This is a genomic window from Flagellimonas sp. S3867 (assembly GCF_014698935.1).
In the GTDB taxonomy this organism is placed as follows: domain Bacteria; phylum Bacteroidota; class Bacteroidia; order Flavobacteriales; family Flavobacteriaceae; genus Flagellimonas.
Map to the genome: position 1 here is coordinate 803592 of NZ_JACVMN010000002.1, position 26200 is coordinate 829791.

Annotated in this window: 28 protein-coding genes; 20 read left to right on the top strand and 8 right to left on the bottom strand. The window is 38.6% G+C overall.

The genetic code is table 11. The features are described from left to right. Complete coding sequence (locus tag IAG46_RS11280; protein ID WP_190810455.1) at nt 1–327, bottom strand: TfoX/Sxy family protein; 327 nt, start codon at nt 325–327, stop codon at nt 1–3. 1 nt (nt 328) lies between these two features. Beyond that, nucleotides 329–643 carry a hypothetical protein gene (locus tag IAG46_RS11285; protein ID WP_190810456.1) on the bottom strand — a complete coding sequence of 105 codons (315 nt, stop codon included), beginning with the start codon at nt 641–643 and terminating at the stop codon, nt 329–331. A gap of 110 nt (nt 644–753) precedes the next feature. Here IAG46_RS11285 and IAG46_RS11290 point away from each other — a divergent pair, with 110 nt between their 5' ends. From IAG46_RS11290 to atpG, 11 genes are all read left to right on the top strand, one after another. After that, nucleotides 754–1767, top strand: coding sequence for a GlxA family transcriptional regulator (locus IAG46_RS11290; protein ID WP_190810457.1), 1014 nt, complete (start codon nt 754–756; stop codon nt 1765–1767). Nucleotides 1768–2139: 372 nt separating this feature from the next. Continuing rightward, on the top strand, nt 2140–4686 hold the full coding sequence (locus tag IAG46_RS11295) for a lipopolysaccharide assembly protein LapB (protein WP_190810458.1): 2547 nt from the start codon (nt 2140–2142) through the stop codon (nt 4684–4686). A gap of 6 nt (nt 4687–4692) precedes the next feature. Next, nucleotides 4693–5127 (top strand): polymer-forming cytoskeletal protein, encoded by a 435-nt coding sequence (locus IAG46_RS11300; RefSeq protein ID WP_190810459.1) that lies wholly within the window; start codon nt 4693–4695, stop codon nt 5125–5127. After that, nucleotides 5105–5335 (top strand): AtpZ/AtpI family protein, encoded by a 231-nt coding sequence (locus IAG46_RS11305; RefSeq protein ID WP_190810460.1) that lies wholly within the window; start codon nt 5105–5107, stop codon nt 5333–5335. Before IAG46_RS11300 ends, IAG46_RS11305 begins: the two co-directional genes overlap by 23 nt. Further along, nucleotides 5335–5727, top strand: coding sequence for a DUF6168 family protein (locus IAG46_RS11310; RefSeq protein ID WP_190810461.1), 393 nt, complete (start codon nt 5335–5337; stop codon nt 5725–5727). Before IAG46_RS11305 ends, IAG46_RS11310 begins: the two co-directional genes overlap by 1 nt. A gap of 116 nt (nt 5728–5843) precedes the next feature. Beyond that, nucleotides 5844–6968, top strand: coding sequence for a F0F1 ATP synthase subunit A (gene atpB, locus IAG46_RS11315; RefSeq protein WP_190810462.1), 1125 nt, complete (start codon nt 5844–5846; stop codon nt 6966–6968). 70 nt (nt 6969–7038) lie between these two features. Next, nucleotides 7039–7230: an ATP synthase F0 subunit C gene (atpE, locus tag IAG46_RS11320; RefSeq protein WP_045801726.1), complete on the top strand. Its 192-nt coding sequence runs from the start codon at nt 7039–7041 to the stop codon at nt 7228–7230. A gap of 81 nt (nt 7231–7311) precedes the next feature. After that, nucleotides 7312–7812, top strand: a complete 501-nt coding sequence (locus IAG46_RS11325; RefSeq protein WP_190810463.1) for a F0F1 ATP synthase subunit B — start codon at nt 7312–7314, stop codon at nt 7810–7812. A gap of 6 nt (nt 7813–7818) precedes the next feature. Next, nucleotides 7819–8358, top strand: coding sequence for an ATP synthase F1 subunit delta (gene atpH / locus IAG46_RS11330; protein ID WP_190810464.1), 540 nt, complete (start codon nt 7819–7821; stop codon nt 8356–8358). Between the two features lie 2 nt (nt 8359–8360). Continuing rightward, a complete protein-coding gene (gene atpA / locus IAG46_RS11335; RefSeq protein ID WP_190810465.1) occupies nt 8361–9941 on the top strand; it encodes a F0F1 ATP synthase subunit alpha in 1581 nt (526 codons plus the stop codon). Nucleotides 9942–9953: 12 nt separating this feature from the next. Beyond that, a complete protein-coding gene (gene atpG / locus IAG46_RS11340; protein ID WP_190810466.1) occupies nt 9954–10814 on the top strand; it encodes an ATP synthase F1 subunit gamma in 861 nt (286 codons plus the stop codon). 193 nt (nt 10815–11007) lie between these two features. Here atpG and IAG46_RS11345 read toward each other — a convergent pair whose 3' ends face one another. Then, nucleotides 11008–12645 (bottom strand): sulfatase, encoded by a 1638-nt coding sequence (locus IAG46_RS11345; protein ID WP_190810467.1) that lies wholly within the window; start codon nt 12643–12645, stop codon nt 11008–11010. 112 nt (nt 12646–12757) lie between these two features. Here IAG46_RS11345 and IAG46_RS11350 point away from each other — a divergent pair, with 112 nt between their 5' ends. From IAG46_RS11350 to IAG46_RS11380, 7 genes are read left to right on the top strand one after another with little or no spacing between them, the layout of a single operon-like run. After that, nucleotides 12758–14227, top strand: a complete 1470-nt coding sequence (locus IAG46_RS11350) for a lipopolysaccharide biosynthesis protein (RefSeq protein WP_190810468.1) — start codon at nt 12758–12760, stop codon at nt 14225–14227. Then, nucleotides 14217–14651 (top strand): dUTP diphosphatase, encoded by a 435-nt coding sequence (gene dut, locus IAG46_RS11355; RefSeq protein ID WP_190810469.1) that lies wholly within the window; start codon nt 14217–14219, stop codon nt 14649–14651. The genes IAG46_RS11350 and dut overlap by 11 nt, the downstream gene beginning before the upstream one ends. Nucleotides 14652–14685: 34 nt before the next feature. Continuing rightward, the gene (locus tag IAG46_RS11360; RefSeq protein ID WP_190810470.1) at nt 14686–15702 is read left to right on the top strand and encodes a sugar phosphate nucleotidyltransferase; all 1017 of its coding nucleotides are present in this window, start codon (nt 14686–14688) and stop codon (nt 15700–15702) included. 37 nt (nt 15703–15739) lie between these two features. Beyond that, nucleotides 15740–16648, top strand: a complete 909-nt coding sequence (locus IAG46_RS11365) for a lipopolysaccharide assembly protein LapB (RefSeq protein WP_190810471.1) — start codon at nt 15740–15742, stop codon at nt 16646–16648. Beyond that, nucleotides 16648–17433 (top strand): DUF4292 domain-containing protein, encoded by a 786-nt coding sequence (locus tag IAG46_RS11370; protein ID WP_223826659.1) that lies wholly within the window; start codon nt 16648–16650, stop codon nt 17431–17433. The genes IAG46_RS11365 and IAG46_RS11370 overlap by 1 nt, the downstream gene beginning before the upstream one ends. Nucleotide 17434: 1 nt before the next feature. Further along, a complete protein-coding gene (locus IAG46_RS11375; protein ID WP_190810472.1) occupies nt 17435–18658 on the top strand; it encodes a murein hydrolase activator EnvC in 1224 nt (407 codons plus the stop codon). Nucleotides 18659–18661: 3 nt separating this feature from the next. Next, nucleotides 18662–19498 (top strand): aldo/keto reductase, encoded by an 837-nt coding sequence (locus tag IAG46_RS11380; RefSeq protein ID WP_190810473.1) that lies wholly within the window; start codon nt 18662–18664, stop codon nt 19496–19498. Nucleotides 19499–19502: 4 nt separating this feature from the next. Here the strand turns inward: IAG46_RS11380 and IAG46_RS11385 are convergent, their stop codons facing one another. Further along, complete coding sequence (locus IAG46_RS11385) at nt 19503–20015, bottom strand: acyl-CoA thioesterase (protein WP_190810474.1); 513 nt, start codon at nt 20013–20015, stop codon at nt 19503–19505. A 58-nt stretch (nt 20016–20073) separates the two neighbouring features. Next, entirely contained in the window at nt 20074–21018 is a 945-nt protein-coding gene (locus IAG46_RS11390; RefSeq protein ID WP_190810475.1) for an SPOR domain-containing protein, read from the bottom strand. Nucleotides 21019–21123: 105 nt separating this feature from the next. On the opposite strand from IAG46_RS11390, the gene dprA reads away from it, so the two are divergent. Then, nucleotides 21124–22230, top strand: a complete 1107-nt coding sequence (gene dprA, locus IAG46_RS11395; protein ID WP_190810476.1) for a DNA-processing protein DprA — start codon at nt 21124–21126, stop codon at nt 22228–22230. On the opposite strand, the gene trpS is transcribed toward dprA, so the two are convergent. After that, on the bottom strand, nt 22227–23195 hold the full coding sequence (trpS, locus tag IAG46_RS11400) for a tryptophan--tRNA ligase (protein ID WP_190810477.1): 969 nt from the start codon (nt 23193–23195) through the stop codon (nt 22227–22229). The two genes, dprA and trpS, sit on opposite strands and share 4 nt — an antisense overlap. Nucleotides 23196–23274: 79 nt before the next feature. Continuing rightward, the gene (locus IAG46_RS11405; protein WP_190810478.1) at nt 23275–23517 is read right to left on the bottom strand and encodes a GlsB/YeaQ/YmgE family stress response membrane protein; all 243 of its coding nucleotides are present in this window, start codon (nt 23515–23517) and stop codon (nt 23275–23277) included. A 57-nt stretch (nt 23518–23574) separates the two neighbouring features. On the opposite strand from IAG46_RS11405, the gene IAG46_RS11410 reads away from it, so the two are divergent. Next, nucleotides 23575–24318 (top strand): 1-acyl-sn-glycerol-3-phosphate acyltransferase, encoded by a 744-nt coding sequence (locus IAG46_RS11410; protein WP_190810479.1) that lies wholly within the window; start codon nt 23575–23577, stop codon nt 24316–24318. Here IAG46_RS11410 and IAG46_RS11415 read toward each other — a convergent pair. Next, nucleotides 24315–26177 (bottom strand): sensor histidine kinase, encoded by a 1863-nt coding sequence (locus tag IAG46_RS11415; protein ID WP_190810480.1) that lies wholly within the window; start codon nt 26175–26177, stop codon nt 24315–24317. The genes IAG46_RS11410 and IAG46_RS11415 overlap by 4 nt on opposite strands. Nucleotides 26178–26200 lie beyond the last annotated feature (23 nt).

Here is a 26200-nt window from a genome sequence, read left to right on the forward strand (position 1 = left end):
TTATTTCTTTGAAATTTTGATTGACTTCCCTGCCCACTCAACCAACAATTTATTATCACCCAGAACAGTTTCAGGAATGGAATAGTAGGGCATTTTTCCATGCTTATGAGAACCTGAACTTTCAAAAAACTTCGATAAAGAAGCGTCAGACTTTAGATAAGCGACCCCTTTGGAATCGATAATGCCAAACATTTTACCCTCATGGAATATGCCATGGCCACCAAACATCTTTTTAGCAGTGATCGAGCCAATGGATTCAAGTTTTTGAACCATCAACTCTACAGCCAGTACAGAAGCATTCGTCATTTTATCACCTTTTTCTCCCATTTCACTTTGATTTAATTTGTTCCAATGCTGTTGATGCCATCATTTCCCATTTTTTGTTGTGGATAAAATCAACCTCAAACCAGCCCGCTAGCGGTTTTTTGTTCTTAAATGGATTGAATTCAGAAACTTCAACCCCTAGCTCATCCAAGGGATATTCCTTTCCCAGCTTAAAGACCATTTTGTGCTTTCTGGAGAAAAATGCGAACACCTTTTTTTTATAATGAATGGCAGGCGAACTCATCATTTTTCCTTCGGTGACTTCGGGGTACTTAATACAAAATGATGCTCTTATTTCTAAGAACTTTTCTAACTCCATATCCCAAAACTACAAAAGAGGTTAAAGCAAAATAAGGGGAAATAAGACACTTTAAAGGGTTGAATGTGCCAAGTATTACCATTACATTTATAGCACTAAAAGTGTTGGTAATGAAACATGTAAGTATTTTGGTGCCAAAGGGCAATGCTATTTTGAGTAATGTAGTTGGGCCGTTTAAGGTTTTAATGGCCGTGAATCAGTTTTTAAAACAAACCAGGACTAGGGAGGATAATTTTTTTGACATCCATTTGGTGGGATTGGAAAATGACTATTCCTTGTATGATGGCTTGTTCAGTATTCATTGTGATAGCACTATTGCTGATATCGAAAAAACGGATTTAGTGCTTATTCCAGCACTTAGACCTGATAAGCTAGATGAAGACTTGGAACATAATAAGGATTTTATTCCTTGGATATTGCACCAGCGTAATGTTCATAATGCCGAGGTAGCCAGTATGTGCATGGGCGCTTTTGTGCTGGCACAGACCGGATTGATAGATGGCAAACAATGTGCAACCCACTGGGCGGGAATGGAACTTTTTAAAAAAATGTTTCCCAAAGTGCATTTGGTATCAAATAAAATTGTGACCGATGAGGATGGAATTTATTCCAGCGGAGGTGCTTTTTCTTTCTTGAATCTCATGCTACATCTTGTTGAGAAATATTGTGGTAGGGGAACGGCAATTTATATCTCTAAATTTTTTGAAATAGATATGGATCGAGTTGACCAGAACCAGTTTGCTATTTTTCAAGGACAGAAAGACCACGATGATGTGGCGATCAAAGAAGCACAAAAATATATTGAAAGCAATGTGAATGATAAAATTTCGGTGGAAAAATTAGCCAAGAAATACGCCATTAGCAGTCGAAATTTTGTGCGTCGATTTAAAAAAGCTACCCAGAATACGCCGCTGGAGTACATTCAACGTGTTAAGATTGAAGCCGCAAAGCGTAGTTTGGAGTCCACAGAGCAAAATGTAAATGAGGTGATGTACCAAGTCGGTTATGCAGACCAAAAAGCCTTTAGAACAGTGTTCAAAAAATACGCAGGAATATCTCCGGTAGCGTACAAAACAAAATACAATCGCAGTAGGGTCAATTTTGAGCGACCAACGACTTGGTAAATAAGCTGCTTTAGATGATTGGATTGATGGAATTTTGAGGCGGAGATTTCCTAGAGATAAGTGTAAATCGAGCAGAGATGCGTTTTGCACAGCAAAAAAGAGCATGAAGCGTATGGATTTATCAGTGGTTTTGTGATGAAATCACAAAAATTTCCTTGAAATCTTCTTGACTTTTTGGTTCGTTTTGTTTCAAGACAAAATGAACAGATAATCTTAAAAATGATATACAATAAAGCTCAAACAAAATTATGCCCAACCAATACTATTTTTACGCATGTTTCGATTGCATAAAAAAATTATTGCATTTTACCGATGAGCCTTATAATAAACTGAACGTTTTTCAGTTAAGGTAAAACACGATTATCGATAACTTTGAAGCTTCAACACCGAGTTTTTATAATATGCCTATTGGCAGGAGTACTTTTCAACTCCTGTTCCACTAAAAAGGATGCCTTTGTCAACCGTAATTGGCATGCCTTAAAAACCAAGTACAATGTGCTGTACAATGGCAATATTGCCTTTGAACAGGGAAGGGAAGAACTGAATTCAAATTATCGTGATGATTTTTGGGAAATTTTACCGGTTGAACGTCTCGAAGTTACAGAAGAAATCAAGCTTGATTCAGAGAACAATAACCCCAATTTCATAATTGCTGAAGAAAAAGCTACCAAAGCAATTCAAAAACATAGCATGGACATCAAGGACGAGGAACGTAACCCTCAGACCGATGAAGCGTTCCTACTTTTGGGAAAGGCACGCTACTTTGATCAACGCTATATACCTGCTTTAGAATCCTTCAATTATGTACTTCGGAAATATATTGAAAGCGACAAGTTGAACGAAGCCACTATTTGGCGGGAAAAGACCAACATGCGTTTGGACAATCCAGAACTGGCAATCAAAAATTTGAAAAGACTCTTCAAATTTGAACGATTAAAAGATCAAGAATATGCGGACGCGAATGCCGTATTGGCACAATGTTACATCAACCTGAAAGTGAAGGACACTGCTATTCAAAAATTAAAAATTGCCCAAGCCTACACCAAAAAGAATCCCGAAAAAGGAAGATACTTATTCATCATAGGTCAGTTATACAACCAATTAGGGCATAAGGATAGTGCCAACTATGCTTTTGATAAAGTGGTTGCGTTGAACAGAAAATCACCACGTGTGTATATGATCAATGCGCACCTTAAAAAAATTCAGAATACCGAGATTACCGATGCAAATCGAGAAGCACTGCTGGCGTATCTGACAGAATTGGAAGAAAATCGAGAAAATCGACCTTTTTTAGATAAGATCTATCGTCAGATTGCAGAATATCATATGGCCAATCAATCCGATAGTCTTGGAATAGCCTATTACAACAAATCATTGACCGCCAACAGAACCGAACGCAAATTGAATGCGCTCAACTATCAAAGCTTGGCCGACTATAATTTTGACAAGGACGAATACAAAACAGCAGGGGCCTATTATGATAGCACCTTGACCAATCTTGTTGTAAACACAAAGAAACATCGAAATATAAAAAAGAAGTTGGACAACCTCGAAGACGTTATTAAATATGAAGACGTTGTTCAATACACCGATAGTGTAATCACGCTTTATGAAATGCCTGAGGCAGAACGCCGAGCCTATTTCGAAGACTTTATTGCTGAACTCAAACGGCAAGATGAAGAAGCTGCGCAAAAGGAGTTGGAAAGAACCAAAGCAGGATTTGCGGCCTTTGCCGAATCAAAAGGAGGTAAGGAGAACAAGGGCAAGTTCTACTTTTATAATATTACAAGTCTTGGTTATGGCAAAAATGACTTTAAAACCCGTTGGGGCAGTAGAGAACTGGAAGATGACTGGCGCTGGAGTAATAAGACCCGAGCTTTGCCATCCGAGGCAACGGGTGAAGAGATTACCGCGAATCAACAATCAGAAACTGTAATTACCGATGAGCAGAAATATGATTTGGACTTTTATCTAGATCAAGTCCCTTCCGACGTAACCGTTATCGATAGCCTAAGAGGTGAACGAAACTTTGCCAATTATCAATTGGGACTGATTTACAAGGAAAAATTTAAGGACAACCTTTTGGCGGCGGCGAAATTGGAAAGGGTATTGCAACTTGATCCAGAGGAACGATTGATTTTGCCATCAAAATATAATCTCTATAAAATCTACGAAGAATCGGGAAGTCCTTTAGCGGGCAATATGAAGCAGGATATCATTACCAACCATCCCAATACCCGTTATGCAGAGATATTGCTTAACCCACAAGTGGTGCTTCAGGGCAACACGGATAGTCCGGATGCGCGATACGTTGCTTTGTATAAATTATATGAAAAGCAGGAATACCTTCAGGTTATAACCCTCTCCCAAGAGTTCATAAATAAATTTACCGGTGACCCAATTGTGCCCAAATTTGAAATATTGAAGGCAAACGCCATTGGCAGATTGCAGGGCTTTGAACCGTTCAAGGAAGCGCTCAATTATGTTGCATTGACCTATCCTAATAATCCAGAAGGGAAAAAAGCAGAGGAAATCGTTGCAGATCAGTTGCCGAAATTAGAATCCAAAATATTTTTGGACGATACTGCAAAAGGCAATTGGAAAGTTGTATTTCCGTTTAAGATAAGAGACAATGAAAAAGCTTTAAACCTTAAAGAAAGGCTGGAAGCATCCATCAAGGATCTTAACTATAAGAACATTGTTTCCAAGGACATATATAATTTAGAAGACCAATTTGTGGTGGTGCATGGCTTCAGGTCCAAAGATTTTGCACTGGGCTATGCCGAACTTATAAAAAACAATAAGGACTATCGAATCAAAGATGAGAATTTTGTAGTTTTATCCAACAATTACAAAATCATTCAAGTCCATAAAAATTTAAAATCATACAAAGAATATATTTCAACCCCAAAACCCTAGAACACCATGTTTTCAGACAACAAAAAACCGCGACCTATGACAGAATTTGGAGGACAGCCTAACAGAATTGAAAAGAACACAAAAATAAAAGGAAACATCACTTCCGAGGCTGACTTTAGAATTGATGGAAAATTGGAAGGTAATGTAAAAACTTCCGGTAAAGTAGTGATTGGCAAGGACGGCTATATCAATGGAAAAGTAGAATGCGTAAATGCAGACATTGAAGGAAAATTCAATGGCGAATTGGCGGTTAAGGACCTACTTTCTTTAAAAGCATCTGCCATAATTGAAGGTACAGTGAGCGTTTCAAAATTGGCTGTGGAACCAGGGGCGACATTTAATGCCGCCTGTACAATGGGCAAAGGAGTAGTCGAAACATCTACTTCCAGCGCTCCCAAGCTTCAGTCGACAAAAACAAATGAGCCAGCAAAAGTCTCCTAAAAAGAAAAACAACTTTAAGAATGCGGCAATGCTCTCCGGCATTGCATTTGAAATGGGCGCCATAATTTACCTAGCAGTTAAAGGCGGGAAATGGTTGGATGACCACTATCAAAACGAAAAGAATATTTTTACGGTAATTGCCACTTTATTGGGAGTGGCAATTTCTATTTGGGTAGTTTTGCAACAATTAAAACGAATTAAATATTGATGCCCAAGCTCAATTTTCCCACCCGGTTTTTGGCCCTTTTGAGTGTGTTGTTGCTCATTTCCTTTGGATTGCACATTCTGGTCTTATCCAACATGGAATTGCCAATTTTAGACAACCTGATTATTCGCTCTTATATCGTCAATGGACTTTTGGCAGCAATTATCTTCACACTGCTTTATAAGTTTCGCCAAAAATTAAAAAACCAGATTGGGTTTCTGTTTATGGGCGGCAGCCTTCTGAAATTTCTCTTTTTCTTTCTTTTGTTCTACCCCACATATAAGAGTGATGGAGATATGTCGGGCCTTGAATTTGGCGCTTTTTTTATTCCTTACGCAGTAGCTCTTTTTTTGGAAACATTTTTCACCTCTAGAATGCTTAAAAACTTAGAGTAATCTATCAAAAAATAACGCCCTCAAAATCCTCAAAAATAAAAGTTTGAAAGCTTTTTTCTTTTTGTAAGAAAGAATTACATTTGCACCGATTTTGAGAGACCGATATTTTGAGCGAAATGCGAAAAACTTTTTTTACGAGATTTCTTCTTATTGGAGCACTATTTTTAGGTCAGTTCACTTTTGCAAGTGAAACCAAAGAAGATGCCAACGAGCAGGGCAAGGACCTTAAGACAGAAATTAAGGAATATATCTCCCATCACCTTCAGGATGCACACGACTTTTCATTGTTTTCATACACCAAAGAAAATGGGGAGCACAAGTATGTTGGATTTCCATTGCCTGTTATTTTATGGGACAATGGATTAAAGGTTTTTTCCTCTTCAAAATTCCATCACGGAGAAACATTGGCTGAGGTAGATGGAAACTATTACAAACTTTATCACAGTAAAATTTACAAAACGGATGCAGAAGGCACCATCAATTATGATGAGGAGCACCATGCAACCAATGTAAAACCTTTAGACTTTTCGATTACAAAAAATGTGGTAATGATCATTGTCACAGGCTTGTTGATGTTGTGGTTGTTTACAAGTTTGGCAAGATCATATGCAAAGAATAATGGAGTACCAACGGGTGCAGGCCGATTTTTTGAGCCGATTGTACTATACATCAGAGATGATATCGCAAGACCTAACATCGGAGAAAAGCGTTACAGGAAATACATGCCATTCTTGTTGACTATATTTTTCTTCATCTGGTTCTTGAATATGTTTGGATTGACTCCACTTGGAATTAATGTAACCGGAAATATAGCCATAACAGTTTCTTTGGCTATCATGACTTTCTTGATAACAAATTTTACAGGAACAAAGGATTATTGGATGCACCAATTTGATCCTTTAGGGAAGTCATTGCCTTGGTACGGCAAAATACCATTATATATCATTTTGGTCCCTATTGAATTATTAGGATTGATCATTAAGCCTTTCTCACTACTTATTCGTTTGTATGCAAACATGCAGGCGGGACACATTGTACTAATGAGTTTGATCGGACTGATGTTCATCTTTAAAAGTTGGTTGGGAAGCCCATTGTCCTTTGGATTGGCCTTCGCCATTTCGTTGATTGAAGTATTGGTAGCGTTGCTACAAGCATATATTTTCACCATGTTAAGTGCATTGTACTTTGGATTTGCTTCCGAAGAACATGAGCATGAACATGAGGCAGAAGCTGCCCATTAATTATAAGAATGTCACCCTGAGCTTGTCGAAGGGTTTATATATTGAATTTTAATTTTTAAACTAGATAGATATGGAAATTCCAGTAATGGTAGGTGCAGGTTTAGTTGTTATCGGTGTTGGTCTTGGTATTGGTAGAATCGGTGGTTCTGCTATGGAGGCTATTGCCCGTCAACCTGAAGCTTACGGAAAAATCCAAACAGCGATGTTGATTGCAGCAGCGTTGATTGAAGGTATTGGTTTCGCTGCTCTTTTCGCAGTATAATCAAAACATCTAAGGCAAATGGCTGTAACGGTTGGTTGCAGCCTTGCTTTGTTTAAAAATTCAAACAAATAGAAAGTAATTATGGCAAAGTTAATAGAAGAGTTTTCTGTAGGACTGTTTTTCTGGCAAACATTATTGTTTGGTCTATTGTTGTTCCTTATGTGGAAGTTTGCATGGAAACCTATCCTAAAAGCTGTAAATGATCGTGAAGATGGTATAAAGGATGCCTTGGCTGCAGCTGAAGATGCCAAAAAAGAAATGCAGAACGTTACTGCAGATAGCGAAAAACTTTTAAAAGAGGCTAGAGGAGAAAGAGAAGCTATGCTTAAAGAAGCTCGCGAAATAAAGGATAAGATTGTTTCTGATGCCAAAGAGCAAGCTCAAGTAGAAGGCGATAAATTGGTGAAACAAGCACAAGCTACCATTGAAAGTGAAAAGAAGGCAGCTGTTGCCGAAATAAAAGCACAAGTAGCCAACCTTTCAGTAGAGATTGCAGAAAAAGTGATCAAAGAAGAATTGTCCGACAAGAAGAAGCAACTAAAATTAGTTGACGATATGTTGGGCGATATCAAATTGAACTAGAAGAGGATGAAAGAGAGTAGAGCAGCCATACGCTACGCAAAAGCAACACTGGATTTCGCTATCGAAAAGAAAGCAGCAGACGCTGTGGAAAAAGATATGCGGGAAATAGCAGATGTAATTACTGAAAACATAGAGCTTCAAAACCTTTTGGAGAGCCCAGTAGTAAAAGGTGAGGTAAAGAAAAATTCGTTACATGAAATTTTTAAAGGCTCACAGGAAGTTACCAAAGGACTTATTACCACGCTAACAGATAATAAAAGAATTGGGATGCTACAAGAAGTAGCATTTAAATACATTATTCTCCATGAGCAATTAAAAGGAGAAGATGTGGCTTATGTTACCACGGCAGTTCCACTCACAGGAGAGCTGGAAAAGAAAATATTGGCGGAAGTTGTCAAAATGAGCGGGAATAAAGTCACTATTGAAAATAAGATTGACGAAAGCATTATTGGAGGATTTGTATTGCGCGTAGGGGATTTACAATATGACGCCAGCGTAGCAAACAAATTGAACGGATTAAAAAGAGAATTTACAAATAGTCTATAAAAATGGCAGGAGTAAAAGCAGCTGAAGTATCAGCAATATTGAAAAAGCAATTATCAGGATTCGAAGCTACCGCTTCCTTGGACGAAGTGGGAACAGTGTTGCAAGTAGGTGATGGTATCGCACGTGTATACGGTCTATCTAATGTGCAATACGGAGAATTGGTAGAGTTTGAAGGCGGACTTAAAGGTATCGTTTTGAACTTGGAAGAAGATAATGTAGGTGTAGTACTATTGAGTCCTTCACGTGATGTGAAAGAAGGTTCAGTTGTAAAACGTACCCAAACAATTGCATCTATCAATGTTGGTGAAGGTATTGTTGGTCGTGTGGTAAACACTTTAGGTGTTCCTATCGATGGAAAAGGTCCTATATCTGGCGACACTTATGAAATGCCATTGGAGCGTAAAGCCCCTGGAGTTATTTTCCGTGAGCCAGTAACCGAGCCATTACAAACAGGTATCAAGGCAATTGATGCAATGATTCCCGTAGGTAGAGGTCAACGTGAGCTGGTTATTGGTGACCGTCAAACTGGGAAAACCACGGTTTGTATTGATACTATATTGAATCAAAAAGAATTTTACGATGCAGGTGAGCCTGTATATTGTATTTATGTGGCCATCGGTCAGAAAGCTTCAACAGTTGCAGCCATTGCACAAGTTTTAGAAGACAAAGGAGCTTTGGCCTATACAACTATAGTTGCTGCAAACGCATCTGACCCTGCTCCAATGCAGGTTTATGCACCATTTGCAGGCGCAGCGATTGGAGAATACTTTAGAGATACCGGTAGACCAGCTTTGATCATCTATGACGATTTATCAAAACAAGCGGTTGCTTATCGTGAAGTATCCCTTTTATTAAGAAGACCTCCAGGACGTGAAGCATATCCTGGTGACGTTTTCTACTTACACTCTAGATTATTGGAACGTGCGGCAAAGGTGATCAACGATGACACAATTGCGAAAGACATGAACGATCTTCCTGATGTCTTAAAGCCAATGGTAAAAGGGGGCGGTTCTTTAACTGCGCTACCTATTATTGAAACGCAAGCAGGTGACGTATCGGCCTATATTCCAACCAACGTAATTTCTATTACAGATGGACAGATATTCTTGGAGCAAGATTTATTCAACCAAGGTGTAAGACCGGCAATTAACGTAGGTATTTCTGTATCTCGTGTTGGTGGTAATGCTCAGATTAAATCCATGAAAAAAGTTGCAGGTACGTTGAAACTGGATCAAGCACAGTTCCGTGAATTGGAAGCTTTTGCTAAGTTCGGTTCAGATTTGGATGCTGCTACATTGAACGTTATTGAAAAAGGCCGTAGAAACGTTGAGATCTTGAAACAAGCGCAAAACGATCCTTTTACAGTTGAAGATCAGGTTGCTATCATCTTCGCAGGTTCCAAAAACTTGTTAAGAGATGTTCCTGTTGACAAAATAAAAGAGTTTGAAAGAGACTTTATAGAATTTATGAATGCAAAACACAGAGATGTATTGGATACCTTAAAAGCTGGAAAATTGACAGATGAGGTAACCGATACTTTGACAGCGGTTTGTAAAGATCTTTCAGGAAAGTATAGAGCTTAAGTCCAAATATAAATGGCGAATCTAAAAGAAATAAGAAATAGGATAGCTTCGGTATCTTCAACCATGCAGATAACCAGTGCCATGAAAATGGTGTCTGCTGCAAAGTTGAAAAAAGCCCAGGATGCCATTACCGCAATGCGCCCCTATGCAAATAAGCTTACGGAGCTGTTGCAAAATCTTAGCGCAAGCTTGGATGGCGATGCAGGGAGCAAGTTTACTGATAACAGGGCCATCAACAAAGTATTGGTTGTGTCCATTACCTCTAACCGTGGATTATGTGGTGCCTTTAATTCCAACATTATAAAACAATCCAGTGTTTTGTTGGATGAAACCTATTCGGGGAAGCAGGTTGATTTTATGGCGATTGGAAAAAGAGGAAATGATATCCTAGGTAAAAAAGGAAATGTTGTTGCAAATCACAGCACTGTTTTTGATGAGTTGACTTTTGACAATGTTGCTGAAATTGCCCAAAATTTAATGAATCACTTTACCGAAGGTAACTACGATAGAATTGATTTGGTATACAACAAGTTCAAAAATGCAGCCACACAAATTGTGATGACCGAACAGTTTTTGCCTTTAGTTCCTGTTGAAGGAGATACTTCAGGTGCTGCTGATTACATTTTTGAACCCTCAAAGCCTGAGATTGTGGAGCAATTGATTCCAAAGTCATTGAAAACACAATTGTACAAGGCTGTTAGAGATTCCTTCGCGAGTGAGCACGGTGCGCGTATGACGGCCATGCACAAGGCAACCGATAATGCTACGGAACTTAGAGATCAACTAAAGTTGACCTATAACAAAGCAAGACAAGCTGCAATTACGAATGAGATACTAGAGATAGTTGGAGGTGCGGAAGCATTGAACAATTAGTAGAGAATAAATGAATTCATTAAAAGGACCACTTCTTTAGAAGTGGCCCTTTTGTTTTATGTCATATCGACAGCAGTCGAGAACAAATTCCAAACCGGACTGTCATCCTGAGCTTGTCGAAGGATAGACATCACGGTCAAAGTTTAGGATCACTCATGGTTTAACACACTTCGACAGGCTCAGCGTGACAAGATTAATGCCGAGCGGCTGTTCTCGCATTGTGCAAATCAATATAATGTTGGTTGAGTTCATCCGAATCTTTGTATTGTATACGAAGTTCCTCTAGCTTTTTATGAAGCTCTTTTACCACATCGGCATATGCAGGGTCATCGTAGACATTGTTCATTTCCTGAGGATCTTTTTGACGGTCGTATAGTTCCCATTCATTTACATCATAATAAAAGTGAGCTAACTTATAATCAATCGTCACAATTCCATAATGACGCATCACCTGATGTTCTGCTGGATATTCATAATAATGATAATAAACGGCATCCCGGGCCCAATCTTTCTCATTAGAGGTTAAAAGAGGCATAAGGCTTTCGCCCTGCATGTCATCTGGCGCTTCAATTTGAGCTACCTCTAAAAAAGTTTGGGCAAAATCCAGATTTTGTACCATTTCCTCACTTGTAATACCGGGCTTTATTTTGTTGGGCCAACGAATCAACAATGGCGTTTTGAAAGATTCATCATAAATAAAACGCTTGTCAAACCATCCATGTTCCCCTAAATAAAAACCTTGGTCAGAGGTGTATACCACCATTGTGTTTTCAGACAATCCATTTTCATCCATATAATTCAGTAAACGACCCACATTGTCATCGACCGAAGAAATACAGGCCAAATAGTCTTGCATATAGCGTTGATACTTCCAAATCATTTTTTCTTCTGAGGTCATTGACGGCCAGTTTTCTTCAAAATCCTTACTTATAGCATCTAAAAAAGGTTTGTATTGGGCTTTTTGTTCGTCCGTGGCACGGTTGTAAATATTGGTAAAGGCATTGACCAAATCCGGGACTTCCGGAGTCACACCATTCATATTGGCAATTGTTTCTGGCCATACTTTGGTATCATATGTATATTTCATGTGGGTCAATAAATTCATTTCTGCGGTTTTAGCCGCTGACCCTCTGTTGCTATAATCATCAAAAAGAGAAGCAGGTAAAGGGAATTCTTTTCCATAAAACTCTTTGAATTTTTCTGGGGTTGGCCACCAAGGTCGATGAGGGGCCTTATGAAGATACATCAACATAAAAGGCTTTTCTCGAGTTCGTTTTTGGTCCAACCAGTTTATGGTAAGGTCGGTAATAATGTCTGTGGCATAGCCGATTATTGTGGTATCACCACGTTGAGAGATAAAATCAGGGTTGATATAATTTCCTTGTCCGGGCAAAATCATAAAATCATCAACCCCTTTGGGGTTGTTTCCAAAATGGAGTTTCCCAAACATTGCAGTTTCATATCCCGCTTTTTGGAATAATTGAGGAAAGGTTACCTGAGTGGTATCAAACGGCATTAGATTGTCTACTTTTCCATTGATATGGGTGTGCTTCCCAGTCAAAATAGTTGCTCTTGATGGAGCGCAGATAGAATTGGTCACACTAGCATTGGTGAATACAATACCTTCTTTGCCAATACGGTCAATATTTGGAGTTTGAATGAGGTGATCACTATAGGCACTTATTGCCTGATAGGCATGATCATCGGACATGATAAAAATAATGTTCGGTTTTTCCTGAACAGAAGATTTAGCCTCCTTTTTCTTATCAGCACAGGAAATTAGAACGAAGGCGGAAAGCGTAATTACAAAAGGTTTTGATAAAATGTTCATTGGTTGGATTGTTTGAGTTTAAAAAGGTACAAATTGTTCAGCAGAAGCTATAACTAAGGGCTTTTCCGTAACTTGTGCACACCTTAATGATGATTTTATAACAGAGTCTCTATTGAACCCTCTTAAACGGCTTTTTAAACAGACTTTTATTTATGGCCTGGCAACAGTTTTGCCTAGGGTAATTTCCTTTTTCTTACTGCCTCTGTATACGTCTGTTTTTGAAAATGCATCAGGATATGGTCAGTATATCAATATATATGCTTGGATCGCTATTTTCAATGTGTTTTTGGCTTATGGCATGGAGACGGCCTTTTTTCGATTTTATCATAAAGGAGAAAATAAGGGCGCAGTTGTTTCCACTTCATTGATTTCATTGTTGGGTTCTTCGTTGCTGTTTTTGGTGTTTGCACTTTCAATCAAAGAAACTTTGGCAAGTGTCACCAATATCAATGTGGATTTTATAAAATTCACTACGTATATTTTGGTTTTGGATGCCTTGGTGATTATTCCTTTCGCTTTGTTGAGGGCACAGGAAAAACCAATGAAGTATGCAGTTTTAAAAAGTATTAATGTTGCCATAAATCTGTCCTTCAACGTTTTCTTCTTACTTATTCTTCCAAAAATGGTCCAGGAAAGTGGCGATAGTTTTATAACTAGTTTTTATAAAGAAGGTTGGGAAATTCAGTACATCTTTATTTCCAATATCATTGCTAGCGGGGTTACGTTGCTGATTTTGCTGCCCACTTATTTTAAAGTGTCCTATAAATTTGACCCTGCTATTTGGAAACAGATGTTAAAATATGCCGGCCCCGTGATGATAGCAGGAATTGCATTTACAGTCAACGAGGTATTGGATAAAATTTTATTAACTGAAATATTACCTTCCAATATTGCAGAATCTGAAGTGGGAAAATATGGGGCATGTTACAAACTTGCTCTTTTTATGACCCTATTTGGCACTGCGTTCCGAATGGGGGTGGAACCCTTTTTCTTTAGCCATGCCAAAACAGAAAAACCGCAAAGAACCTATGCCCAGATAACCAATTACTTTGTGATTATTGGCTCCGTAATTCTTCTTGGAGTTGTTGTTTATGTAGATGTTCTCGGAAAACTATTAATACGTAATGAAGTTTATTGGGAAGCACTTAATGTAGTTCCCATAATATTATTGGGGAGTTTTTGCTTGGGGATATACCACAACCTGTCAGTTTGGTATAAAGTCACGGATCAAACCAAATTTGGCGCATATATTTCATCCATTGGGGCATTGATCACATTGATCATAAACATCGCATTGATACCAAAAATTGGATATATGGCTTCCGCTTTGGCAACTTTGGCCGCATATGGAAGCATGATGCTTTTATCCTATTATTTTGGAAGAAAATACTATCCAGTTCCCTATAATATGCGCAAAATCATCTTTTACCTTTCTATTTCAATAGTATTTTCTGCACTTTCTTTTTACGTTTTTCACAGAAATTTAATAGCAGGCAGCCTGCTACTTTTGTTATTTTTGGCATTGGTTTACAGATTGGAAGGAGATAAGTTAAGAACCATATTTCTACAGCGTGAAAATTAAGATTATAAACAAGTCAGACCATCAATTGCCCCACTACGAAACACCAGCTTCTGCCGGTATGGACCTGAGGGCAAACATAAAAGAATCGATTACCTTGAAATCCTTGGAAAGGACCATTGTACCCACTGGTCTTTTTATCGAATTACCAATAGGGTATGAAGCTCAAGTGCGTCCACGAAGTGGTTTGGCGGCAAAAAAGGGAATTACAGTTTTGAATGCCCCGGGTACTATCGATGCAGATTATCGCGGTGAGGTTGGGGTTATTTTGGTAAATCTTTCCACAGATGACTTTACTATTGAAAATGGGGAGCGCATCGCCCAAATGGTCATCGCCAAGCATGAACGTGCAGAATGGGTTCAAACAGAAGCTCTTTCAGAGACTGATAGAGGATCAGGAGGATTTGGCAGCACCGGCGTACAATAAAACTAAACACTAAATACGTTATACTAAAAAGCTTATGAAAATAATAGTCCCAATGGCGGGAAGAGGTTCTCGTTTAAGACCACATACATTAACGGTTCCAAAACCTTTGATTCCGGTTGCCGGAAAACCGATTGTGCACAGATTGGTGAGTGATATTGCAAAGGTTTTGGGTGAGCAAATAGAAGAAGTTGCCTTTATCTTGGGAGATCCAGCCTTTTTCGGGGACGATGTGGTAAAAAGTTTAATGCAATTGGCAGAAAGCTTGGGAGCCAAGGGCTCTATATATCGGCAAGATGAACCTTTGGGAACGGGCCATGCTATTATGAGCGCGAAAGACTCCTTAAGTGGACCAGCGGTGATAGCATATGCAGATACCTTGATTCGAGCTGATTTTGATTTAGACAAATCTGCAGACAGTGTTATTTGGGTAAAGCAAGTAGACCGACCAGAAGCTTTTGGGGTGGTAAAATTGAGTGATCAGAATGAGATTGTAGAACTAGTTGAAAAACCACAAGAGTTTGTTTCTGATCTGGCAGTGATTGGAATCTACTATTTTAAGGACGTCGGAGTACTTAAAAACGAATTACAATATGTTTTGGATAACCAAATCATTAATGGAGGAGAATACCAAATTAATGACGGGATAAAACGCATGATGGAAAAAGGCATGAAATTTGTCCCAGGTAAGGTTGATGAATGGATGGATTGCGGAAATAAAAATGTAACAGTAGAAACAAATCAACGCATGCTCAACTTTTTGAAGAAAGATGGTGAGGGGCTGATTGCCAACTCGGTTAAAAAAGAAAACGCCAATATAGTTGAGCCATGTTTTATTGGCGAAAATGTGGTGTTGAAGAATACTACGGTTGGTCCATACGTTTCTGTTGGTGCAGATACAATATTGGAAAACTCAACCGTAAAAAATAGCTTAATACAGAGCAAGAGTAAAATCACTAATGCGAATTTGGACAATGCGATGATTGGTAATCACGTGGTTTTTGATGGCAATTTTGAAACTATTAGCATCGGAGATTACTCTGTATTGGAGTAAGCGCTATAGCTTTCTCCAAAAGAGAACCTAAATTAAAATGAAAAAGACTGTAAGCACATACCTGTTTATCTTCATATTTTCTCTCTGCGCATATACGCAAGATGAAGAGCAAAGCGCTGAAGTCTTTTTAGAGGAATACACAGATGAATTTCAAGAAAGTTTCTTTGAGGCACTAAAGCAAAAGGGAATCCAAAACTATGATAGGGCCATCAAACTGTTTTTGGAATGCAAAAACTTGGACCCCCTGAATAGCGTAGTTGATTATGAATTGGCAAAAGCGTACTTTCTTGATAAAAAATACATTCAGGCTCAAGAATTTGCTATAGAGGCATTGAATACTAAACCAACGGATTTTTGGTATTTGGAAAGCTTGGTGAACATTTTGGAAAAACAAGGAAGTTCTTTGGACAATTTTCAACTGAGCATCCCTTTTCAAGAGCTAGAACTACGGGAAAATCTGGCGGTGATTTACTTTAAAAAAAGAAAATACCAAGATGCCCTAAAAGTATTAGAAGGTCTTGGGAACACCAAATTTGCCACAAATTTGACCTTGAAAATTAATGATTCCCTTCACCAAGACACAGAGAAAACCAATACTGTAATTACTAAGAAGACGCCTGAAGAGGAAGACCCAACTACACAATATAAAAATAAGATTGAGGAACTGTTGGCTACGAATAACTTTAAGCAAATGGAGTCCATCTCAGAGGAGGCATTGGACCTATACCCGTTGCAACCCTATTTTTATTTTGCTTACGGAACAGCTTTAAATAGAAGCTCTAAATCGGCTAAAGCGGTGGAAGTTTTAGAAAGCGCAATCGATTATTTATTAGATGATGATGTTTTGGCCAACAAAATATACAAGGAACTATCAAGGGCCTATACCGCTATAGGCAACGCAACAAAGGCCCAAGAATATTTGAACAAAGTAAAACCAGGTTTATAATGCGCGCATTTCGATTTCATAAAATGGGAAAATCAATATTTTTGCTCTTGAGCTTGTTGATTTTTGGATCGTGCAAATCTACCAAATCGATTACGGGGGGTGAGATAGACTCTCGCCTGTCTGCTAAGCGAATTATTGAAAATCATTACGCCAATCAAACTGATTTTAAAACCCTAAGTGGAAGGGTAAAGATTGATTATTCAGATGGAAAAAGTAATCAAGGAGTTAGTGTCAGTTTGCGAATGGAAAAAGATAAGGTAATCTGGTTAAGCGCTCCTCTTGGAGTGGTAAAAGCTCGAATTACACCTGAAAGAGTGTCTTTTTACAACAAACTTCAAAATGAATATTTTGATGGAGATTTTGGTTATTTGAGTCAACTTTTAGGGACGGAGTTAAACTTCAATAAAGTACAAAGTCTATTGTTGGGTGATGCAATCCTTGATTTAAGGGAAGGCAAATATGCTTCGGGGATAGACGAAGGAAACTATCAATTAAAACCAAAAAAGGCGCAAGAGCTATTTAAGATTTTGTTTCAATTGGAACCGAAAAATTTTAAAATAGCCGCCCAAGAAATTGCTCAACCCGAAGAAAATAGAAGGCTCAGGGCAAAATATACTTATCAGGATATTTCAGGGAAGGTAGTGCCCAATGAAATCCATATTGTTGCTTTGGAAAATATGGATCGAACAACAATTGGCTTGAACTTTAAGAACATGGAACTCAATAGAACGCTGAATTTTCCATATAAAATTCCTAAGGGATTTGATGAAATAATATTAAAGTAATATGACAAATAAAATTTCATATTACCTTTATTGTTTGATTCTTACCATTTTGGTTTCGGTACCTCTGCATGCCCAAACAAGCGAGCAAAAAGCGTTGGAGGCCAAACGAGAACGTTTACAAAAAGAGATAAAGGAAATCAACCGATTACTCTTTGCCGAAAAGAAGGAAAGAGGAAATGTTCTTGACCAAATGAACGCTTTGGACCAAAAAATTAATGTGAGGCAAGAACTTATTCGGGTCACCAATCAACAATCCAATTTACTCAATCGACAAATCAATGTAAATATCAGAAGTATTAGCAAACTTCGTGAAGACCTTAAAATTCTGAGGGAAGATTATGCCAACCTTATTCAAAAGTCCTATCAAAACAAATCGCAAAGCAATAGATTAATGTTTCTATTATCGGCTGAGAACTTCTATCAGGCCTTCAAAAGACTCCAATATATGGAGCAATATGCAAAGCATAGAAAAAAGCAGGGGGAGGACATTATAAAGAAAACGGATGAACTGGCAGCCTTAAACAAAGATTTGGTTGGTCAAAGAAAATCAAAGGAGCGTCTGTTGGCAGAAAATCGAAAGGTAAAGAACGAATTATTTACTGAGATTGAAGCGCAAAAGAACCTTTTGCGCAGTATCCGACAAAATGAGTCCAAATACACAACCGCGATTTCGCAAAAACGAAAGGAAGCCAGAAAGATTGATCGTGAGATAGAAAGACTGATAAAAAATGCGATAGCAAGCACCAATAAAAAAGCTGGAAAATCCAGTAGGACTAAATTTGTTTTGACTCCAGAGGCCCAATTGGTGGCCAATAACTTTTCGGCAAACAAAGGAAAGCTGATTTGGCCGGTTGAAAAGGGCATTAAAAGTCAGGGATATGGTGTTTATGCAGATAAACTTTATCCTGGAATAAAACATAGAAACAACGGGGTTACCATTGCAACCGATCAAGGTAGCCAAGCAAGAGCTATTTTTGAAGGAGAAGTAATCGCTATAATTTCAGTTCCGGGAGGAAGCCGAGGTGTAACGATTAAACACGGTAATTACATAAGCACCTACTACAATTTATCCAAATTATATGTCCAAAAAGGTGATAGAGTGGCGGCAAAGGAGGTAATTGGCGACATATATACCAGTCGGTTTGATGGCACAACAAAACTGAAGTTCTATCTTTATGAAGACTCCAATAGATTAAATCCGGAGGATTGGATTTACCAGCTTTAGTACATGAAAAGTATTACAGACTTACAAGGAACTTTTGAATTGCACAACGGTGTTCAGATGCCCTATTTTGGTTTGGGAGTATACCTATCAAAAGACGGGAATGAGGTGGTCAGCGCCGTTAAAGAGGCCCTAAATCATGGATATCGACATATAGACACCGCTGCCATTTACGATAATGAAAAAGGTGTTGGTATTGGAATTAAGAAAAGCAATGTTGACCGAAAGGATGTTTTTGTGGTAAGCAAGGTATGGAACAGCGACCAAGGATACGATTCGACCTTAAATGCCTTTGACGATACGCTTGAACGTTTGGGATTGGATTATTTAGATCTGTATTTGATTCATTGGCCCAAAGGAGAAAAATCCAAGGATACTTGGAAAGCCATGGAGCGGCTTTATGAAGAAAAACGGATTCGAGCTATTGGTGTTAGCAATTTTATGCAGCATCATTTAGAAGATTTACTGACAGTGGCGAAGATTGTCCCTATGGTTAATCAAATGGAATTTCACCCTTATTTGGTACAACAAGATTTGATTGATTTTTGTAACGATAATGGAATCCAATATGAAGCTTGGTCACCTATGATGCAAGGCATCATTTTTGATATTCCCGAGCTGAAAAACTTAGCTGGCAAATACGACAAAACAGTAGCACAGATTGTTCTTCGTTGGGACATTCAAAAAGGGGTAATTACCATTCCCAAATCTTCCAAAAAAGAGCGGATTATTTCTAATGCCAATATCTTTGACTTTGAGCTAAACGAAGCAGATGTCAAACTGCTTGATAGGTTGAATAGAGGACAACGTTTTGGCCCCGACCCTAATAACTTCGATTTCTGAAGACTTAGGAAGTAAACAAAGCTTTCAATTCTGTGGCCTTATTGGGTTCCATTTTACCGGCCAGCACCAAACTCAACTGTTTTCTTCGAAGAGCACCAGCAAAGCGTTCTTTTTCCAAATCTGTTTCTGGCTCCAATGGAGGTACTTCTGTTGGAATTCCAGTTTCATCCACAGCAACAAAAGTATAAATAGCCTCATTGGCCTTGGTGCGCTCTCCTGTAAACCGGTCTTCCATCCAAACATCGATATAAATCTCCATGGAAGTTTTAAAAGCTCTGGAAACCGACGCCTCCACCGTGACTACACTGCCAAGGGGAACCGATCTATTAAAGGCAACATGATTCACAGACGCAGTAACCGTAATTCTTCGACTATGTCTTCGTGCAGAAATACTTGCGGCCCTATCCATGCGGGCCAAGAGCTCTCCACCAAAAAGGTTGTTCAAGGGATTGGTTTCACTTGGCAAAACCATATCTGTCATTACTGTACGAGATTCGCTCGGATTTTTCGCGCGCATAAGGGTTGGATTTTGCGCAAAGATATTGAAGTGAAAACTGGTTTTAAAGAAAGAAGTATTATTTCTCCGATAGCATCCAAGCATCCGGAGATTCGGTGCGTTTTACCTTTCTAAGAAACTTGAGTGCTTCTTTTGGATTTTCAAAACTATCGTAAGCTACTTGATGCAGACCAAACTTGTTGGCACCCAAATAAATGGCATTATAGCCCTTTTTCTTGAGTTGTGCCACTTTCTTTTCAGCATTTTGTTCAACCCGAAAAGCTCCGGCAATGACATGATGTTTGCCTAGTTTTTTCTTGTTGATTTTGATACTCAATGCCGGAAGTTCCAAAGGAGCACTTTCAAAAAAAGTAGCTTCCTGTATCAAACGCGTAACTTCTTGCTGGGCATCTTGCTGAACCGATACTTGTTTTTGCTGAAGGTCATCATAAGCACGATATGATGTTGAACCTAAGGAAACAGCCAATAAAATAACGGCTGCATATTTTAACCATGGTCTAAATGAAGACTTTTCCCTTTTTTCTGGAGTAATGATAAATGGAATCTTTTCTTCAAGCTCTTCAACCTCCTCTTTTAAAACTTCCCGCTGAATCGGAGTTGCCGCAAATGCCGAAAGACCAAATGAAGACGTTAAATAGTTGATTTTATTTTCCGGCTGAAACTGAATTTTATGCTCCCGGTTGAGCATCAATTTTCCTATACCGAAAAGCTCAATACTTTCTCCTTGTTCAAGCCTTTTCTTCCAAGTTTCCGAAACATTTTCCACCTCTTCCAAAAGCTCTTCATAATCAAGGCGCTTTTGCTTGGCAATATGGGAGACCAACAAACCATCATTCTTGGAAAGCTGGGCATTAAACGAAACTGTTTTGGTAGGTGGATTTAGCGTATTGGCAACGGAATCAATTTCTGCTGATTTTCCATGTGCTAAAAAAGCCCCAAAACCAGGCACCACGACACAATTGTAATCGTAAAGTAATTCTTCTATATAAGCTTCAATCCGCATTGCCACAAATATTGCAAAAAAACCAGCAGAACAAAATAGCGCTTATCACTTTTTATTAACATTTGAAATTCTGTATTTTGTGAACAACTACAATCCCAAATCGAAATGACTGAACCTGAAATTATTGCGGCCCTGCGGCTGCAGGCAATTCCAAATATTGGAGATATCACCGCTAAGAAATTAATTGCACATTGCGGAAGTGCAAATGCAATTTTTGAAGATAAAGTGCAACACCTTACAAAAATTGATGGTATTGGCAGAATAACCTTAAAGGGATTGCACGATGCGATTCATTTAAAAGAAGCCGAAGCCGAATATGAGTATATACGAAACAAAAATGTTGCATTTTCCTATTTTGGAGATGAGGACTATCCTAGTAAACTTAAGCATTGTATTGACGGACCAATACTCCTTTTTTGCAAAGGAAATTTAGATTTGAGCAACAGAAAGATTATTAGTGTAGTTGGTACTCGAAACATTACGAGTTATGGACATGCATTTTGTGAAGCCTTTATTGAGCAAATCGCCCCATTAAACCCCATTATTGTAAGTGGATTTGCTTATGGCGTGGATATCACAATTCAGAAAATGGCTCTGGAAGCTGGTCTGCAAACCATTGGTTGCTTAGCTCATGGACTAAATCAAATTTATCCCAAATCACATAAAAAGTATATGTCAAAAGTGGAGGAAAACGGTGGCTTTATTACCGAATTCTGGAGTACAAGCAACCCTGACCGCGAGAATTTTTTAAAACGAAACCGAATCATTGCAGGATTAAGTGAAGCCACTATCGTGGTAGAATCAGCAGAAAAGGGAGGTAGTTTGGTTACCGCCGATTTAGCCAATGGATATGACAGGGAAGTCTTTGCCCTTCCTGGCAGATCAACCGATAAATTTAGCAAGGGTTGCAATGATTTGATCAAACGCCAAAAAGCACATATGTTGACTTCTGCAGCCGAACTAGTGTATTTATTGGGATGGGATTTGGAAGAAAAGAAGGAGGAATCCAGCATTCAGAAAAGACTTTTTGTAGAACTGAATCAAATAGAACAGTATATCTATTCCTATTTGCAGATGAACGGGAAACAATTGTTGGACACGGTTGCTCTGGAGTGTAAATTGCCCATCCATAAAACATCATCAACACTTTTTAGCATGGAAATGAAAGGGGTAATACGGCCTTTGCCCGGTAAATTGTTTGAGGCAATTTAGTAACCAAGTTTTTCCCTCACCCTTTCCAAAACCCCATCAGCCACCTTTTTGGCTTTATCCGCTCCAATGGACAAAGCTTCATCAACCTCGTCCAAATGGTTCATGTAGTAGTCAAATTTTTCACGGGGTTCGGCAAATTTTTCCAAGATTACTTCGTAAAGGGCTTGTTTCGCATGTCCGTAACCATAACCTCCGGCCAGGTAGTTGGCACTCATTTCCTCAATCTGTTCGGTGGAGGCCAAAATCTTGTATAAGGCAAAGACATTGTCTGCAGAGGGGTCCTTGGGGTCTTCCATTGGCGTGCTGTCGGTCACAATACCCATAAGTTGTTTGCGCAATTTCTTATCAGGTTGAAAGATGTTGATGGTATTCCCTTTGCTCTTGCTCATTTTTTGCCCGTCTGTTCCCGGAATGTACATGGTCTCCTCTTGGACTTTGGCTTCGGGCAACACAAATGTTTCTCCCAATTGGTTGTGGAACCTTGACGCTACATCCCTTGTCATTTCCAAATGCTGTAGCTGATCTTTTCCTACGGGAACAATATTGGCATCATACAATAAAATATCCGCAGCCATAAGCATTGGATACGAAAATAAACCAGAGTTGACATCCTCTAACCGATTTGCTTTATCCTTGAAGGAATGTGCAAGTGTAAGACGCTGATATGGATAAAAACAACTGAGGTACCATGCTAATTCTGTTACTTGGGGAACATCACTTTGGCGATAGAAAACGGTTTTTTCAATATCCAGTCCAAAAGCGAGCCATGTAGCAGCGGTGGCATAGGTGTTGCTTCTTAGTTCCTCCCCATTTTTTATTTGGGTAAGGGAATGCATATCCGCAATAAAAAGAAAGGATTCATTTTTGGGGTCTTGGGCCATTTGTATGGCCGGGATAATTGCCCCCAAAATGTTTCCCAAGTGTGGAGTGCCTGTACTTTGAATTCCGGTTAAAATTCGGGCCATACCTAATTTTTGCCCGTAAAAGTAAGCATCCAAATGGGATAAAAAAAGTTGTGCTTCCTAGTGTCTAAAGAAGTTTGCGTTATTTTTTAAAAAGGCCAGCAATAAAGAGGACAACTACTGCTCCGATAACTCCGGTAATTAGGTCGCCAACAATTCCAGAACCGATGTGAACACCCAAAACACCAAAGAGCCAGTTACCCACAACACCTCCAACAATACCCAGAATGATATTGATAAGTGCTCCAAAGCCGCCACCTTTCATGATTTTTCCAGCTAGCCAGCCGGCCGCTGCCCCAATCAACAAAGCGTATAGTAATCCCATTTTTTAAGATTTTATGGTTATTCCAATAAAGATATTCAAAAATTCTACTTTTGGCGAATGCTTTCCATTTTCAAGAACATAGGTCATGCGGCATACAGAATTTGGTTCTATATATTGGTAGCACTTCCTATTTTTGTTTTCTTTCCATTTTTATTGTTGACAACTCTCTCTGAAAAAACCTATAAGCAGTTCTTTTGGTTAGCTCGGAATCTTTGGGCCAAATCTATTCTTTATGGTATGGGGTGTTTTCCGAAAATTGTTAGGGAACAAACTATGGAAAAGGGAAAAAGCTATATGCTGGTGGCCAACCACACCAGCATGTTGGATATTATGTTTATGCTTGTGGTAAGCAAAAACCCATTTGTTTTTGTGGGAAAGAAGGAATTGGTGAAGATTCCGGTTTTTGGATTTTTCTATAAGCGGGTATGCATTTTGGTTGACCGGGATAATATCAAAAGTCGCACTGGGGTTTACCGTAGAGCCCAGCGAAGATTGGATCAAGGGCTGAGCGTATGTATTTTTCCCGAAGGAGGTGTTCCAGAAGAGCATATTGTTTTGGACGCTTTCAAGGATGGTGCTTTTAAAATGGCAATAGCACATAAAATTCCTGTGGTACCCATCACATTTTACGATAACAAAAAGCGTTTTTCATTTACTTTTTTAAGTGGTGGTCCGGGCAGAATCCGGGCAATGGTGCATCCTTTTTTTGAAACGGGTATTTTGGGTGAGGAAGATAAATCTACATTGAGAGAAGAGGTTCGAGAAATTATCCTGAGCGAGCTACAACAGGGAAAAGTTTAAATTGGAATTCGGATTATGACCTTTGTTCCCAACGGATTGTTTTCTTCATCTACTTTGTCAATGATTTGCAGGTTTTCGGGATTTTCACCAATGGATTCCAATCGCTGCTTGGTTACCTCAAGCCCTCTAGATTTCTTTTCTTTCTGATAAATATGCAATCTTAATTTGGCCATTTGTCTGCCCACGCCATTGTCTTCAACTTCGCAAACCATAAAATCACTTTCTTTTTTAAGGCGGATCAAAAGTTCTTTGTTATCACCTTTTTTGGGTAATAGCCCATGGATAATGGCATTCTCAACAAAGGGCTGTAAAATCATAAACGGCATTTCAATTTCTTCAGGAATCAGGGCTTCATCAATCTGTATTTTGTAGGTAAAAGCATTATCAAAGCGTAAAGATTCCAATTCCAAATAGTCAGTGAGCAACTTTATTTCATCATCGAGTTTGGCATTGGTTTCAAAAGAACTCTCCAAAATGTTGCGGGTTAACCGTCCAAATTTGGAAAGGTATTTTAGGGCGGAGACTTTATTGTTTTTTGTAATTAAATGCTGAATGGAATTTAAGGAGTTAAAAATAAAATGAGGGTTAATCTGTGCTCGCAAAGCCTTGGTCTTGTTTATGAAGGCTTCCTCTTGGAACTTTAATCTTTCTGTGTTCTCCATAAAGATTTTATAGGTAAGTCCCAGCGCAAAAATGGTAATCTCCAATATGGAACCAATAATTATATAAAGCTTATTGTAATTCAACGGGTCTGAATCAGTGTCCAAATAAAAGAAACATCCAACCCCCACCATAAATGTCACAGAACCTAAAATAAAAAAGGTGGTCAGAAGGTTTTTATTGAAAAGAAATATGTAGCCAACAGATAAAAATGCTGTGGTTGAATCCAAAATAGGAACTATCTCGAGAATATAAATGCGACCAACAAAAAATTCAAAATAATAGAAAAAGGCATCTGCAACTAATATTAGGAGATGAATGGAAATTGAAACTTGAAGAACTTTGAAAGCAAAAGGATATTCCTTTCTTAGGTTCAAATAAAAAATCATGAAGAGCATATAGCCTAAGGCAATGACTATAACCAAATTTTCGAGCATCCAGTTTTTAAGAAGTTCATTATCAGTAAACAGGTCATGATAGAGCAAAAGTTCTTCCTTGAATATGAAAACAAGCAGCCAAAAAACATAAAATGAATTAAGAAAAAACTCCATTCGTCTTAGATAAATGAAGAATAGGAACACAAGCAAGGACATAATACCACTCACCCCTGTAAAAATATAGATGGGTAAAAGCGCTTTAAAATCATCCCAAGAATAAATGTTTTTAATGGATTGTTGTTGGTAACTTATTTCCCAATTTTGAAGTTGCTCAAAGAATGTAACTCGCCGAACCTTTAAATAGAGATATCGATCTTGAATAAGAGTTCCAGAATCAAATGAAATCTCAGAAAAGTATTTATTGGCTTTTACTTTTTCACTTTGTGTATGCGGATCAAATTTGCCAATTGGCTTTTCCTGAATCGTACCATCATGTTGATAGAGAAGTTTGCCATAGTCAAAAGAGTTGAATTTTAAATGCCAAATGTTGCTTGTTTGTAGATGCGCCAACTCCTTCTCAAAATCTATTCGAATCCAGTAAAAATCATCCGGATGGGTTTTTTGGGCAAAATGGCTAAGATAATTAAAGGGGTGTTTCGATTTTATAATATCGTTGATCGTCAGAGCATCATCGGTGGTTTTTAGCACTTTGAACGGAAGAGTCGTTCCTTGCGCCAAGGAATCGTTCTGTGAAAATCCAAAACAAGATAAAGCGAGGAGCAGAAATACAGAGAGTATTGGGTTTATGGATGGTTTTGGCATAGGTTAGAAAAAGCGAACAGCCG

What these genes read in the sequence shown, in the direction of transcription:
- IAG46_RS11370 (WP_223826659.1), top strand. Translation starts at nt 16,648, where the DNA reads ATGCGCGCATTTCGATTTCATAAAATGGGAAAATCAATATTTTTGCTC.
- IAG46_RS11285 (WP_190810456.1), bottom strand. Translation starts at nt 643, where the DNA reads ATGGAGTTAGAAAAGTTCTTAGAAATAAGAGCATCATTTTGTATTAAG.
- trpS (WP_190810477.1), bottom strand. Translation starts at nt 23,195, where the DNA reads ATGGCCCGAATTTTAACCGGAATTCAAAGTACAGGCACTCCACACTTG.
- IAG46_RS11300 (WP_190810459.1), top strand. Translation starts at nt 4,693, where the DNA reads ATGTTTTCAGACAACAAAAAACCGCGACCTATGACAGAATTTGGAGGA.
- IAG46_RS11280 (WP_190810455.1), bottom strand. Translation starts at nt 327, where the DNA reads ATGGGAGAAAAAGGTGATAAAATGACGAATGCTTCTGTACTGGCTGTA.
- IAG46_RS11410 (WP_190810479.1), top strand. Translation starts at nt 23,575, where the DNA reads ATGCTTTCCATTTTCAAGAACATAGGTCATGCGGCATACAGAATTTGG.
- IAG46_RS11405 (WP_190810478.1), bottom strand. Translation starts at nt 23,517, where the DNA reads ATGGGATTACTATACGCTTTGTTGATTGGGGCAGCGGCCGGCTGGCTA.
- IAG46_RS11365 (WP_190810471.1), top strand. Translation starts at nt 15,740, where the DNA reads ATGAAAAAGACTGTAAGCACATACCTGTTTATCTTCATATTTTCTCTC.
- atpH (WP_190810464.1), top strand. Translation starts at nt 7,819, where the DNA reads ATGAAAGAGAGTAGAGCAGCCATACGCTACGCAAAAGCAACACTGGAT.
- IAG46_RS11360 (WP_190810470.1), top strand. Translation starts at nt 14,686, where the DNA reads ATGAAAATAATAGTCCCAATGGCGGGAAGAGGTTCTCGTTTAAGACCA.
- atpE (WP_045801726.1), top strand. Translation starts at nt 7,039, where the DNA reads ATGGAAATTCCAGTAATGGTAGGTGCAGGTTTAGTTGTTATCGGTGTT.
- IAG46_RS11310 (WP_190810461.1), top strand. Translation starts at nt 5,335, where the DNA reads ATGCCCAAGCTCAATTTTCCCACCCGGTTTTTGGCCCTTTTGAGTGTG.
- atpA (WP_190810465.1), top strand. Translation starts at nt 8,361, where the DNA reads ATGGCAGGAGTAAAAGCAGCTGAAGTATCAGCAATATTGAAAAAGCAA.
- IAG46_RS11390 (WP_190810475.1), bottom strand. Translation starts at nt 21,018, where the DNA reads ATGCGGATTGAAGCTTATATAGAAGAATTACTTTACGATTACAATTGT.
- IAG46_RS11290 (WP_190810457.1), top strand. Translation starts at nt 754, where the DNA reads ATGAAACATGTAAGTATTTTGGTGCCAAAGGGCAATGCTATTTTGAGT.
- IAG46_RS11345 (WP_190810467.1), bottom strand. Translation starts at nt 12,645, where the DNA reads ATGAACATTTTATCAAAACCTTTTGTAATTACGCTTTCCGCCTTCGTT.
- IAG46_RS11305 (WP_190810460.1), top strand. Translation starts at nt 5,105, where the DNA reads ATGAGCCAGCAAAAGTCTCCTAAAAAGAAAAACAACTTTAAGAATGCG.
- IAG46_RS11375 (WP_190810472.1), top strand. Translation starts at nt 17,435, where the DNA reads ATGACAAATAAAATTTCATATTACCTTTATTGTTTGATTCTTACCATT.
- dprA (WP_190810476.1), top strand. Translation starts at nt 21,124, where the DNA reads ATGACTGAACCTGAAATTATTGCGGCCCTGCGGCTGCAGGCAATTCCA.
- IAG46_RS11385 (WP_190810474.1), bottom strand. Translation starts at nt 20,015, where the DNA reads ATGCGCGCGAAAAATCCGAGCGAATCTCGTACAGTAATGACAGATATG.
- atpG (WP_190810466.1), top strand. Translation starts at nt 9,954, where the DNA reads ATGGCGAATCTAAAAGAAATAAGAAATAGGATAGCTTCGGTATCTTCA.
- IAG46_RS11415 (WP_190810480.1), bottom strand. Translation starts at nt 26,177, where the DNA reads ATGCCAAAACCATCCATAAACCCAATACTCTCTGTATTTCTGCTCCTC.
- atpB (WP_190810462.1), top strand. Translation starts at nt 5,844, where the DNA reads ATGCGAAAAACTTTTTTTACGAGATTTCTTCTTATTGGAGCACTATTT.
- IAG46_RS11325 (WP_190810463.1), top strand. Translation starts at nt 7,312, where the DNA reads ATGGCAAAGTTAATAGAAGAGTTTTCTGTAGGACTGTTTTTCTGGCAA.
- IAG46_RS11380 (WP_190810473.1), top strand. Translation starts at nt 18,662, where the DNA reads ATGAAAAGTATTACAGACTTACAAGGAACTTTTGAATTGCACAACGGT.